Source organism: Brevundimonas sp. GW821-FHT10A07 (genome assembly GCF_059415785.1).
Map to the genome: position 1 here is coordinate 138,979 of NZ_JBWKNX010000004.1, position 13,079 is coordinate 152,057.

Below are 13,079 nucleotides of genomic sequence, written 5' to 3' on the forward strand. Positions count from 1 at the left end.
CCTCGGCGAGTGACTATACTGTCAGTTTTCCCCAATCGCTGGATTCTCCCGCCGACACGGCTTTTGTTCCCAAATGTCTGGACTCAGGTGCCTGAATCCCTGGACTCGAACTCCGATCATCCGACGCCTGGGGCGGCCGTAGCGTCGAGCTCCCGCAGTACGGCCGTGTAGATCAGTTCGTTGGGACTGACTCGCCGCACATTCGCGGCCTCGCGAACCGCGCGCACAAACGCGCCGGGTGTGCTGATGGTGATATGCACAGCGTCGTTCTCGACCGCGAAAATGTGCTGATCGTCGCTCAGATGGTCGCGGATAAAAGCCTCGACCGTATCGATATAGGTTTCAGCCGCACGGGAGCCGCGGCGCGAAGCCAAGGCTTTCATGCGTTCATGGATCGGCCTAGGCAGACGAAGGCTCATCGTCTGGTAGTGATCCGGGAGCGAACCGTTTTTCGGTTTCATCACCCTGACTCCTGGAACATTTTTTGACTTTAACTCCTAGAGAGTCGCAAAACTGGAGTCCGGCGTCTAGGCGGTGGCGATATATTCTATCCTATATAGAACCTAGGCACCGGAGCTAACGAAGTCGCCGCATGTCGGCGGTCGTCTAGTTCCCTATGGGATATAAAGCGCGACGGCAGCGGCGTTGCGTATTCGGTTTGCCAGAGGCTTGGCCATTCCAGGTAGGTTGGCTTCGAGGCGCTCGATCTGCTCGACCCGCGCGTACGCCAGGATGGTGCTCAGCGTGTCGGCGGAAGCCATCCGGCCGAGAGCGCCGTGAGCCCTCACCGTGCCGCCCCCCCCAAGCAGATCAGCATGGGGCGTGTACCGCCGTCCCTGATCCAGATGCTCATACCGGTCCGGATCAATCAGAAGCCGAGCACAGCTTTCGAGGATGCGGCGTTGCCAGAGGCTGCCCAAAACAGGGAAACCCCCTGTGGTGAAAAACTGCGTGTGGCTGTACGGGATCAGGTCTTCATCAGCGACATAGTGGATCAGACGTTCGCGCCCGGTACGAGAGGGACTCAGTAGCAGATCGGCGAGACCTATCAGGGACCGCCTCGCCCGCGGCCAGTCCGACCCCAAGCACCAGAGTGCGGGAAGCCGACGCCCATCGAGGGCGGCGTCAATGTCAGCCTCCAAGCATAGCGCGGCAGCCGGGATAATTTGACGGTTGAAGCCCCCTCCCCGCGCCCGCCTCAGGAAGCGATCCACGGTTTTCTCGAAATTTCGCAACAACCGCACCCGGCGTTCGCGCTGGCCATTGATTACGACCGGGACGAGGTCGAAGGTCTCCACATCGACTAGCGGCGAACCGTGCCGTCGGCAGCTCATCCGCCAAGCCAGCCGCCAATCCTGCCTCAGATAGTGATCCCGCCCTTCAGCTGAGTCCTCCGCGAGACAGAACTCGCATGCCTTTCCCAACCGGTCGGACTCCTCGGCGGGGCGGTCGAGATCGTCGGCCGCGAGCAAGGGCCAGCGCCGGTCCAGCGCCAAGGCGTCGGTTTGCTCCAGAACCTCATCGCTGGCACCCGCCTGCCGCAAGGCCATTAGCGCCACCTGCGGGGTCTGAACGTCGTCCTGAAACGCGATCTGACCCAGCGCGCGCGCTACGCGGCCCCGTGCGGCCCAGCGCATCAGGACTGATCCGGGGGCTTCGTCCGGATAGGGCTTGAGCGTCAACGGTCTCCCCCAGATCGGCGACCCCGCCTGCCGGCGCGCATTCGCGCCTGGCGCAGCGCGGCCAGGCTCTCTGCGAGCTCGTCGCTGTCTAGGATCTCCGGCGTGATCTGTTCGATGCCGGATAGAACTGCCTCGGTCGCCGCGTCGTGGATCAGGTAAACCGTGCGCCCGACATAGCCGCCGGTCATCTCGTATGCGCGCTCCAGCATCGCTGGCGACCAGACGGTGGGCTGGAGCAGCGGCATGGCGCTGGTCATCAGGTCGACAAAGGTGGTGAATTCCGGCGGAGTCAGCGGTCGCAGGTGGAAGATTTCGAGTCGGTTCTCGAGCTGCTCGTCGGCCTGCATGGCGGTCATTGCGGTCGCGGTGCCAAATCCCAGCAGAGCGACCTTGTGGACGTTGCACAGCCGCCGCAGCGCGTTCAGGCAGATGGCGCCACGGGCCCCGGTATAGGCGTTCAGATTGCCGACCTCATCGAGGATCATGACGTCGGGCCTGACGTCCTCGAAGTAGGGCTCACCTCAAGGTTTGTTCGCCAGAACACGCTTTGAAGTACAAACCAAGAACTTCAGCGCTACGGGCGCAAAAACCTTGAGAACGCTACCACTTCGGGTCGGGCCACTCGGCCCCGCGCCAAAGCTCGATCTCAGCCGGGTCTAGGAGCGGCCGTTCTCCTCTGCCAACTTTCACCTCGTAGGCAAAGGCGTACAAGGGACTGAAGCTTTCGAGCAGGTTGGCGAAGTCTCGCCTCCGGCGCGCTTTAGGCCAGGAGCAGAACAATGCGCCGCGGGCGTCCAACTGGTCGTCGGCCTCGGGCTGCACGGGGTCCAGATTTTGCCACGCGCTGACGACCATCGGTGCGAGGTCGTTAAAGGCTGCCTCGATCGCGGTCTGGACCGTGTGCTCAAGGGCGTAGACTAGAGCTTGGTCGCCGGGTCCATGCGGCACCCAGGCGAGCGCCCGGCGGAGCAATCGGGTTTGGAACAGCAGGACCGGCCACAGAATCTCCACGCCAAACCTTGGGCCGATCTCGGGGATGTGCTCGGGCGGATCAATGACGCGCCGCTGCTGCTCGTAGGCTTTTCGTATGTCGTAAGCCAGGCCGAGAAACGGCCCCTCCTTGTCGTGGATCATCGGCGAGTCCTCGTTGACTTTGTGAACGAGGGTATGGAGCTCGCGAAGCGTCAGGTAGTCGCCGATCAGCACCATGCCAGCGTGGTTTTTCAGCAATTCAAACTGTAGCACGGTGACTCCGTCGGGTTGCCGGCCGAATAGACGATGATTGGCAGATGCCGACAATGCGGGTCGCGAAAGCCAGTAGCCGCGCGGTTCAAAGTTTGTGCGCTAAAGTACGCTAAGAAGTACGAAGCAGGAACACACGGCTACGCTGCTCGGTACAGCCGGTCGGCCGGGTCGTTCAGCGGCCTGAACCCGCCTGCGGTCGCGGCGTCGGCCCAGAGATAGTCGCCCGTCAGGCCGATATGGGCCCAACTCATTGGCGACAGGTGCGCCAGAAGCTCATCTGGCACCGCGACCTCCATGTCTTGGAGATGCTCGACGGCGCGCTGCATATATAATGTGTTCCACAGGGCGATGGCGGCGATCACCAGATTGAGGCCCGAGGCGCGGTGCTCCTGGTTTTGCAGGGTGCGATCGGCGATCCGGCCCTGCTTGTGAACGAATACCGCCTGGGCAAGCGCATGGCGGGCCTCGCTCTTGTTCAGGCCCGCCTGGCAACGCCGGCGCAACTCGGGGCTCTCCAACCAGTCCAAGGTGAACAGCGTCCGCTCAATCCGGCCCACCTCGGCCAGGGCCATATCCAAGCGGTTCTGTCGCTTAAACGCCGACAGCTTCTTGAGCATCACCGACGGGGCTACCGAGCCGGCCTTGATCGACGCGGCCAGGCGGACGACGTCGTCCCAGTTCTCCTCGATCACGTCGACGCGGATCGGTCGACCCAGTAGAGGCTCAAGGATCTTGTGGCGCGGCTTGGGGCCGATGATGGCCAGCCGACGATCCTGCAGATCGCGCAGACGCGGCACGAACCTGTAGCCGAGGAGATGGCAGAGAGCGAACACATGATCGGTCGCCCCGCCGGTGTCGGTGTAGTGCTCGCCGCCCCCGCGTCCGATCAGACCGTCGAGCACATAGGGCGCTTCCGACGAGGTGGCCGACAAGACACGTGTGTGAAACGATCCGTGCATGTCCGACAGGTGGGTATAGATGCGCAAGCCGGGCTCGGGCCCATACTTGGCGTTGACCTCGCCGGCCCCGCCGCGCCGCCGGCCGGATCGGAAGAATTGTCCGTCGGACGATGAAGCCTGGCCGTCGCCCCAATGGCGGGCGAACGGCTGAGCGTGGTGGACCTCGATGATCTTGGCCAGCGCGGCCTTGTAGTTCTCTTCACTCAGATACCAGCTCTGGGTCCAGGCAAGCTGGGCGTAGGTGACGCCTTGGCTGGCGTTGGCCATCCGCTCCAGGCCCAGATTGGTGGCGTCAGCCAGGACGGCGGCCAGGATGCAGCTGGGATTGTCGTGGACCTTGCCCGACCGCAGTTCGCGGAACATCGACGAGAACCCGGTTAGGGCGTCGATCTCCCGCAGTAGTTCGGTGATCCGGACGCGGGGCAGTAGCGCGTCAATCGCCCGGTCAAGTGACCGGGCCTCGTCGGGCGCGTTGGCCTTGACCGGCGTGACCGACAACTCCTCGCCCTTCAAAGTCACGCCAACTAAGTCATCCTTGGAGAGGCGCCGAGAGAAGGCGGTCAGGCGCTGATCCAGGAGGCCTGCCCGTTCGGCCAAGTATGTTCCCATCTCTACATTGATCGGCAGGGCCTCCGCCTCGGCGGCGACCTCATCCTTGGGCAGCAGAAAGTCTGCAAAACGCTTGTAGGCTCGCGAGCCCTCGATCCACACATCGCCAGACCTCATGCGGTCGCGCAACGTGGCGGCCAGCGCGGTCTCATAGAGCCGCCGGTTGATCGGGCCGCCGACCGGCTTGACGAGGGCCTTCCAATTTTTGGACGCGAACGGCAGGGGCGCGTCGTTGGGCAACTCCCGTCGGCCGGACTGGTTGAGGTCGCGCAGGATCTCCAACGCCTTGAGCAAGGGCGCGCCACCGGTCCCGGCCCTGAACCGCATGTGCTCCAGGAAAGTCGGGACAAACCGGCGCAGCGCCCCGTAGCGGTCGGCGGCGCTGACCAGCGGATCCTCGATCGCCAGGGCGGCCAGTGCGTCGATCTTTGGCTTGGCGGCCAGCACCTTCCACCAACCGACATGGGCGTCGATGCGGTCGAGAACGTCGCCGCCATCGACCCGGGCCTGATCAACGGCGCCGATCACGCCGCTGAACAGACGCATGATCTGGCTGACCTCGCGGCTGCTAGCCTGGTACTTGCGCTCGCGGCCGCGGCGGCCCTTGGCGAACAGCGAGCCGACCATCTTATCGAACATATCGACGGCGGCGTCACTCAGGCGGCTTTCCAGGAAGATCAGTTGCGCCACAACGGTCGCGCGGCGTCGGCCGACGCTGTACCCGCTCAGAAGAAACGCCGGTGCGACCGATCCCTCGCGGGCGTATTGCTCGAAGCGGTGCTCGTGGATGCTGCTGGTGATCGCCGGATCGATGGCGATGGCCCGGACATAGGCCAGTCGCTCGGTGATGCCCGCCATGCTGGCGGCGCTGGGCGATTCCGGAATTTCCCGGAGCCAGGCCAGCGGCGATTTGCGCAAAGCCGGATCGTTGATCAGCAGTTGGTCGATGCGTTCGAACTGCGACAGGGTGATCGAAGCAAGCAGATCGTCGGCCGCCTTGCGCCTTGCCTGGGCGCGGCCAGCCAGGCCGATGCGCTCCAAGGTTTCCGCCGGGGGTAGGATGATCCGTTGCCGACGCAGTTCCGCGATCAACGCCTCGACGATCGGCCCGCCCTTGTCGGTAGACCGCGCCGCAGCGCTGGCGATTTCCACTGCACGGCGAAGATCGGTTCGGTTGAACGGCCGCAAGGCCAATCGTTCGTGAAGCTGTCGAACATGGGTCAGGCGGGTCTGCGGTCGCCGTGCATAGTCATCCAGCGCCGACGGCGCCACGTGGACCTGGTCGGCCAGGAAACGCAGCACTGCGGCCGGCACGGTCTCGTCCAGACGCCACCCGAACCCCGGATGGCGCAACAGCGCCATTTGCACCGCGACACCCAGCTGATTGGAGGCGCCATGACGCGCCTCGATCCATAAGAGGTCTTCGGCTGAGAAGGTATAACAGCGCGCCACCTCCCGGTCCGTGACCGGAGGCTCGAACAGCTTTCGCCGTTCATCACCCGTGAGCAAGCTTCGCCGCGCCATGGGAATGTCCCCGCCGCTTCTGCGGCGGCTCACAATTCTTGAAAAAAGAGACGCTGACCAGCCCCAACGATATCAGCGGCTTGCGTGTCTCAGATTATAGTCTCAGAATCAGGCCCATGATTTGCGGATATGCACGGGTTTCGACCGACGGCCAGAGCGCCGCCGCCCAGATCGCCGAACTGACGGCGGCTGGCTGTGAGAAGGTGTTCAGCGAAATTGCATCTGGAGCCACGACCGACCGCACCCAGCTTAAAAAGGCGATTGCGTCGCTCGGCACCGGCGACGTGCTTGTGGTCACCCGACTGGATCGGCTGGCCCGCTCCACCCGCGATCTTCTTAATGTGCTGGCCGCGCTCGCGGACAAAGACGCGCAATTTCGGTCAGTCCGCGACACCTGGGCTGACACTACAACCCCGCATGGCCGCCTGATGCTCACCGTCCTAGGCGGTCTCGCCGAGTTCGAACGGGAGCTCATCCGGTCTCGAACCAGCGAAGGACGGGAACGAGCAAAGGCCCGGGGCGTGAAGCTGGGGCGTCGCCACAGCCTTACTGTAGCGCAGCGCGCCTTTGTTGCTCAGCAACGTGCCAATGGCGAAAGTGTTCGCCACCTGGCTAGGGTTCTAGGTGTCAGCAAGGCGACCATCGGCCGTATCCCTGCGTCAGAGGCATAGGCTGGGTCCGCTGCAGGGCAATGGCCAAAAGTTCAGACTTGTTCACCGTTTGTGCATTTAATCGAGGTTTAGCGCACAAACCTTGAGGTGAGCCCTCGTGCTGAGAATTCAGTGATGCGCACGCAGGACGTTGATTAGCGTGACGCCGTCCGTGACCAATAGCCATAGCGCCAAGCCCCCCAGTCCCAACCCCACCGTCTTGGCGACCCCCCGCAGCGGGGGCCAGCAGCGCTCGCCACGCAAGGCCAGCCGCAGCACGTCCGGCAGGCCGAAGACGAAGCCGCCGATCCCGCCGACCAGCACCGCCAGGAAGGCGCCCAGCCGCCAGGGCCGGGGCGCCGGGGCGCGCTGGGTGAATTGGGGCCCCGTCGGCGCGCGGAAGGTGATCGTCAGTGGCGAGGCTTCCAGGCGTCCGGTGGCGTCGGGCGCGCCGTCGATCGTCAGGCGATAGGTCTCGCCCGGCGTCCAGGGCCGGGCCGCCTCGACCTGGAACACCAGGTCGGTGTCGTGCTCGCCGTCCTGAAGATAGGGCCGCACCATCGCCGGAATCGCACCCGACCGCTGGCCGGACAAATGCACCCAGGCCGGGTCAAGCCGGCTGACGGTGAACCGACGACGCGCCACCACGGTGATCTTGCCATAGGGGGCCTCGCGATCGGTGCTGGCCAGCACGCCCCCGTCGCTGGGCAGGCTGTACACGAAGACAGGGGCGGGTCGACCGTGCAGTTGGGCCCAGATCGCCTCCCAGCCGGCCGCGACGGCGGCGGCGTTGGACTCGAAGCCGCCCGGCGCGCGCTCGATATTGGCGTAGCCCCAGGGGAATTCCCGCCGGGCCCAGTCATAGGTCAGGAACGACAGGAACTTCAGCTGCCGGTTCTGGATCGCGCCGGCCTCCATGCCCTTGCGCATGACCGTCGGCAGCGTGGCCGCGTTCAGGCGCCTGTCGCCGAAATAGCCGGCCTGGGCATAGACGCGGGCGAGGTCGGCCTGGGGCATGAACGGCGTGTAGTCGCGCCGCAGATAGCCCTCGCCGGCGATCGCCAGCATACCGTTCTCCATGTCGTCGCGGCGCTCGCCCACGACCTTGGCCTGTTGCTTCAGGGTGCAGTCCAGAACCCGGTCCTCGACCACGTGGGCGTAGGCGCCCAGATAGTGGGCCAGGAAGGCGTCGTAGCCGGGCCGGGCGCGCGCGCCCGGGGCCGTCAGGTCGTCGAAAGCGACATCGAGATAGCGCGCGTGCAGGGCTTCGCCATGCGGCTTGATCGCATGGCCCCAGTCCGGGAAGGCCGAGCCCGACTGCACGGCGTCGCGATGGGCCAGCAAGAAAGCCTTCAGCTCCGGATCGCGCACCCGGGTGACGGCCTGGTCGGTGATGTGGCCATGGGTGACCTCGTCCCAGGCCAGGGCGTGGCTGGCGGGCACGAGCCATAGAAGCGCGACGGCGAGGGCGACAAGACGCTTCATCGCCCTACCCCGTGATGGCGTGAAAACCGGCCACGAAGGCCCAGAACCCGGCCAGGACCAGGCAGGAGACGCCGCTGACCGCAGCGCCCACGCGTCCTGGCCCCTCTCGTCGCGCGACGAGGCGCAGGATCGCCAGGGCCAGGACGAGGCTCAGCAGCCCCAGGCCCGCGGGAATTCCGATCAGCGGCAGGTCGCCCATGCTAATAGCGCGCCTCCAGCGACAGCCCGACCACGCGCGGCTCGCCCAGCAGCGGCCGGGCGGTGCTGGCGTCCTTGACGTAGTCGACGTCGAGCAGGTTGCGCGCGAAGGCCGCCACCGTCACGCGGCCCAGATCCGCCCCGACGCGCGCCGAGACCAGGGTGCGGGCCCCGTTCTTGTGAGTGTTGGCGGTGTCGGAATAGCTCGTGCCCTGATAATTGGCGTTGACGCTGGCGAAGGTCCCGCGCGGGCCCGTCCAGGTCCCGCCCAGCACTGCCGTCCAGCGGGGCGCGTAGGCGAAGGACTTTCCTTCCAGCCCGTCCAGCTTGGCCGGATCGACCGTCAGGCCCAGAGCCGCGGCGGCGGCCGGCAGGGTGACGTTGAACTGGGTGAACTCGGTATGGCTGTAGCCCAAGCCCGCATGGACCTTGAAGCTTTTGGTCAGGTCACCCTCCAACTGGGCCTCGAAGCCGTAGAGCTTGGAGCGACCGGCGTTGACGCCGATACTGTCGTTCTCCTTGTCGGAAAGGTCGATGACGGCCTGCTGGTCCTTCCAGTCCACGTAGTAGACGTTGGCGCTGAAATGGGCGCGGTGATCGAGCAGATCGGCGCGCGTATAGACCTCGTAGTTCCAGGTGTATTCAGGCGCCAGCGGGGTCACCAACTGGCGCACCACGTTCACGCTCACGCCGCCGGCGCGATAGGCCCGCTGGGCGACCGCCCCGACCGTCACATCGTCGCTCAACTTGTAGCGCAGGCCTGCCTTGGGCAGCCAGGCGTGGAAGCTCTGGTCAGCCACGGACTTGGCGGTCGTGAACGGGTTCAGGGCGGCGTTGATGCCGGCGGCCAGCTGGCCCAGGGCCGGGCTGATGGCCGCCAGTTGGGTCGGGTCGGCCAAGCCCAGCACCGTGCCCGACACGGTCACGCCCGAGGTGTTCTCCTCATGATCGTAGCGCAGGCCCAGGTTCAGGGTCAGGCGTGGGCTGAGGTCATACTCGCCCTCGCCATAGCCGGCGTAGTTCTCCACATCCACCGGCTGGGCGTTGAAGGTGTAGAGCGGCGCGTCGTTGCTGTAGGCGCTGGCCAGCAGGTTGGCGGTGGCCGTGTTCAGGCCGTAGCCCTTGGCCGTCGAAGCCACCAGCGACTGGACATTGCGAAAGACGTAGAGGGTGAAGTTGTCCTCGCGCTCGTGCTCGCGCGTGTAGAAGACGCCGCCCAGCAGGCGCAGGTTCTGGCCCGCGTCGTACTTCAGCCGCAGCTCCTCGCTCCACAGCCGGTAGCGTTCCTGCTGCAGGTCCACTGGGTCGGCCGTCGTCGTGCCCGAGGCCAGGCGGTCGAAGTCTCCGATCTTGTGGGGGTTGGACAGGGTGATCGCCCCGCCCGTGTAGTTGTACTTGAAAGACCCGCCGTCGCCGTCGCGCTGCTTGTAGTTGTCGCTGTAGGAGGCCGTGGTCTCGGAGGTCAGGGTCAGGCCTGGCGCCAGGCGCCAGTCGGCGGTCAGGGCGCCGGCCGTGGTCTTGGTGCGGTCGTATTCTGGGACGTTGACATAGGTCACCCGACGCTCGGCCGCGGCCGCGCCGGTGACGCCGGTCTCGAAGCCCGAGCCCAGCGAGGCGTTGCCGGGCAGATAGCCGTCGGATCCCAGGGTGCGGGTGTCGGACGGCGCGTCGCGGCGGTCGATGTCGGCGTAGTTGACGGCCAGGCGCACGGTCAGGTCGTCGTTCGGCTTGAACAGCAGCTTGCCGCGCAGTTGCAGGTCGTCAGCGTAGTCGGCCTTGTCGGTGTGGAGCACCGGATTGCTGGTAAAGCCGTCGCTCTGATGTTTCTCGGCCGTCAGGCGGAAGGCCAGGGAGTCGGCGACCAGCGGACCGCCCACCGCCACGGCGTAATCGCGGCCGCCGCCGTCGGTGGCCATCACCCGGCCCTTGGCGCGCCAATCGAAGGTGGGGTCCTGCGAGGTGATGTAGATCGCGCCGGCCAGGGCGTTGCGGCCCTGCAGGGTGGACTGGGCGCCGCGCAGGACCTCGACCGACTGGACGTCCCACAGGAGGTCCGGCCCGAAGCGCGTGCTCTTGTCGCTCATGCGCACGTTGTCGACATAGATCGTACCCAGAGCGCCGAAGCCCGCGCCGGTGACGTTGTCGAAGGCCACCCCCCGGATGGCGAAGCGGCCGTTGGCGCCGGCGGTGTTGACGTTGACCAGCCGCTCGAAGGCGTCGCGGCCGGAGATCATGGTCGAGGCCTCGATGTCGGCCGCAGACACGTAGCCCACGCTGGTGGCCGTGTCCTTCAGCGTGCGGCCGAACTTCTCGCCCGTGACGATGACCTCGGTCAGCTCGGTCAGCTCGGTCGGTTCGGACTTAACCGGAGCGGCCTGGGCGGCCGCGTGGGTGGCGGCGGCCAGGGCGATCAGGGAAACGCAGGCCGCGAGTCTCGTCTTCATCTCAGCACCTCGAGTTCGGCGACCAAAACGCCGTTGATGTCAGTGGCTGACATAGTCGGTTATTGTGACGGTTGTTCGAACCGTGCGCGACATCTCGACCTCACGCGGCGATCAAGCGGCGGCGGAAGGCGGCCAGGATCGTGGGGTCGATCCCGCCCTCTTTCGTCAAGTAGCCGTCGATCCCGCCGAACTCGCCGTCCACTGTCCGGTAGACAGCGTCCAGGAACAGCGGGTGGGCGTCGGCCAGGGCGTCGATGACCGCGTCGGGCACCCCGCTCAGGTCGTATTGCGACTTGGCCCCTCGCGAGCGCAGCTTCAGGAACGGCAGACTCAGGATCCGTCGGTTGGTGCGATCGAAGTCGCGGGCCACATGGGCGCGCGGAACGCACAGCGCCATCAGCAACAGGGACGCGATCACGCCCGTGCGGTCCTTGCCCGCGACGCAGAAGAACAGCGCCCCGCCCTGCTCATGAGCCATCAGCGCCTCCAGCACCTGCACCACCTGCGGGCGGCGGCGGCGGACGGTGTCGGCGAACTGCCCGGCCATCCAGTGGCGGGCGTCAGCAGCGCTAGCCAAGCCGCCGAGTAGATCGGCGGCCGAGCGCGTCTCTCCGTCAGGGATGATGTCGGTCAGCGACACGGCGAGGCCGCGCAGGTCCGGCAGGACCGCCTCAAGGCGCTGGGCCGGCGCGGCCTTCTCAACGTCATGGCGCAGGTCGACGGCCAGCGAAATGGCCTGGCCGGCGATCAATCGAACCTCTTGGGCGGTCGGACGATCAAACTGGGCGGAGCGGAACAGCAGGCCCGTGCGGACTCGGCCACTGGCGGCGGGTGTGCCGCCCAGGTCGCGGAAATTGCGGGGCGCGTAGGCAAAAGGCTTGGTCATCTTCACTCTGGCTGGTCGGGGAAACGGGAGACCTCGCCAGCGGCGAGGCGGGCCTGGATGCGCGCGAGGTCGGCGCGCGAGAGGTCGAAGCGCAGCAGGACCAAGGCGGCCAAGCCGTTCAGTAAAGGCGGCGCGAAGGCGTAGAACAAGGCCGCGATTCGGCTGTGATCCGCCGCATCGACCGCTCCGGGCGTGAAGCCGCATAGGGCTAGGGCCGGATAGGCGATGCCCACGCCCACCGCCTTGCCCAGGTTCGAGATGACGTTGAACGTGCCCTGGAAGACGCCGGCCTGCCGCACGCCCTTCTCCAGGGCGTGCTGATCGACCACGTCGGCCACCATGGACCGCAACAGCGACGACTCCGCCCCCAGGCTGAGGCCCACCGCCGCCATGAACAGCGCCGCCGCACCGAAGCCGCCATGCGGCAGCACCAGCAGCAGCGGGGTCAGCAGCACGCGCCAGCCCATGGCGAGCATCGTGGCTCGGCGCTTGCCCAGCCGGTAGCTGGCCATCGTCCAGACCGGGATGGCCACGAAGCCCATGGCGATGTGGATGGCCAGCAGGGTCGAGGCCTGGCCCGCAAGGCCCAGCACGTCGGCGGCGACGAACACCCAGAGGGCCGAAGCCATGGCCTCGGCGACGCTGTTGACGAACTTGACGATCGACAGGGTCAGAAAACGGCCGTTGCCCAGGACGGCGGCGGCGTGGAGCCAGCGGCGCGGCGGCGTGGCCGTCCGGATCGGCGCGGCCTCGACCCGATCGGGCGCGGACCGGAGACAGAAGGCCACCGCCACGGGCGCGCTCAGTGTCACCAGCCAGCCGACCGCCGCCATCTGTCGCGCGAGGTCGGCGCGGACCGCTTGCTCCAATCCCGCCGCCAGCACCGCCACGGCCAACACGCCCAGCAGGTTGAACCACTCATTGGCGCCCAGCACGCGGCTGCGCTCGTCATAGTCCTGGGACAGCTCCGAGGCCCAGGCGGTGTGCGGCACCAGGATCAGGGAGGAGCCCAGATAGGTGGCGAACAGCGTGACCAGGAAATAGACGACGCCAGCGTCGGCGGGCGGCCGGAACAGGAACCAGGCGCCCAGGCAGAAGATCGGCGTCCCCGCCAGCAGCCATGGCCGCCGCCGTCCCCAGCGCGTGCGCGTGGCGTCCGAGGCCGCGCCGATCATCGGGTCGATCACGATGTCGAACAGGCGCGAGGCCATGGCCGCCTGCCCCACCAGCACCAGGCCCAGCCCTACGTGGCCGGCATAGAGCGGCGGCAGGAACACTATGGCGGGCAGCGTGATCGCGCCCATCGGCGCCCACGGCGCGACGAAGGCGATCAACCGCGCCCATCCCAGGCGCTGGTTCGACGGCGAGGTGGTCATGACCGAGGATCCGCGAGCAAA

General features: G+C 66.3%; 10 protein-coding genes and 1 pseudogene. 1 reads left to right on the top strand and 10 read right to left on the bottom strand.

The window, feature by feature from the left end; all coding sequences use genetic code 11:
• Positions 1–116: 116 nt before the first annotated feature.
• The 5 genes and pseudogenes from AC07NC_RS04705 to AC07NC_RS04725 all read right to left on the bottom strand — a co-directional run bounded on the left by AC07NC_RS04705 (position 117) and on the right by AC07NC_RS04725 (position 6,019).
• Positions 117–461: a hypothetical protein gene (locus AC07NC_RS04705; protein WP_494568742.1), complete on the bottom strand. Its 345-nt coding sequence runs from the start codon at positions 459–461 to the stop codon at positions 117–119.
• 153 nt (positions 462–614) lie between these two features.
• Entirely contained in the window at positions 615–1,682 is a 1,068-nt protein-coding gene (locus AC07NC_RS04710) for a TniQ family protein (RefSeq protein ID WP_494568743.1), read from the bottom strand.
• Positions 1,679–2,179: pseudogene (locus tag AC07NC_RS04715) on the bottom strand (TniB family NTP-binding protein); the annotation flags it as partial. The pseudogene AC07NC_RS04715 and the gene AC07NC_RS04710, both read right to left, overlap by 4 nt.
• Positions 2,180–2,282: 103 nt before the next feature.
• Positions 2,283–2,927 carry a DUF6904 family protein gene (locus tag AC07NC_RS04720; protein WP_494568744.1) on the bottom strand — a complete coding sequence of 215 codons (645 nt, stop codon included), beginning with the start codon at positions 2,925–2,927 and terminating at the stop codon, positions 2,283–2,285.
• A 137-nt stretch (positions 2,928–3,064) separates the two neighbouring features.
• Positions 3,065–6,019: a Tn3 family transposase gene (locus tag AC07NC_RS04725; protein WP_494568745.1), complete on the bottom strand. Its 2,955-nt coding sequence runs from the start codon at positions 6,017–6,019 to the stop codon at positions 3,065–3,067.
• Between the two features lie 38 nt (positions 6,020–6,057).
• Between AC07NC_RS04725 and AC07NC_RS04730 the strand changes: the two genes are divergently transcribed.
• The gene (locus AC07NC_RS04730; RefSeq protein ID WP_494568746.1) at positions 6,058–6,690 is read left to right on the top strand and encodes a recombinase family protein; all 633 of its coding nucleotides are present in this window, start codon (positions 6,058–6,060) and stop codon (positions 6,688–6,690) included.
• Between the two features lie 108 nt (positions 6,691–6,798).
• On the opposite strand, the gene AC07NC_RS04735 is transcribed toward AC07NC_RS04730, so the two are convergent.
• The 5 genes from AC07NC_RS04735 to AC07NC_RS04755 all read right to left on the bottom strand — a co-directional run bounded on the left by AC07NC_RS04735 (position 6,799) and on the right by AC07NC_RS04755 (position 13,058).
• Positions 6,799–8,154, bottom strand: a complete 1,356-nt coding sequence (locus tag AC07NC_RS04735; RefSeq protein WP_494568747.1) for a hypothetical protein — start codon at positions 8,152–8,154, stop codon at positions 6,799–6,801.
• A gap of 4 nt (positions 8,155–8,158) precedes the next feature.
• A complete protein-coding gene (locus AC07NC_RS04740; protein ID WP_494568748.1) occupies positions 8,159–8,353 on the bottom strand; it encodes a hypothetical protein in 195 nt (64 codons plus the stop codon).
• A gap of 1 nt (position 8,354) precedes the next feature.
• Positions 8,355–10,796: a TonB-dependent receptor gene (locus AC07NC_RS04745; RefSeq protein WP_494568749.1), complete on the bottom strand. Its 2,442-nt coding sequence runs from the start codon at positions 10,794–10,796 to the stop codon at positions 8,355–8,357.
• Positions 10,797–10,896: 100 nt separating this feature from the next.
• Entirely contained in the window at positions 10,897–11,682 is a 786-nt protein-coding gene (locus AC07NC_RS04750) for a tyrosine-protein phosphatase (RefSeq protein ID WP_494568750.1), read from the bottom strand.
• A gap of 2 nt (positions 11,683–11,684) precedes the next feature.
• Complete coding sequence (locus AC07NC_RS04755; protein ID WP_494568751.1) at positions 11,685–13,058, bottom strand: MFS transporter; 1,374 nt, start codon at positions 13,056–13,058, stop codon at positions 11,685–11,687.
• Positions 13,059–13,079: the final 21 nt, after the last annotated feature.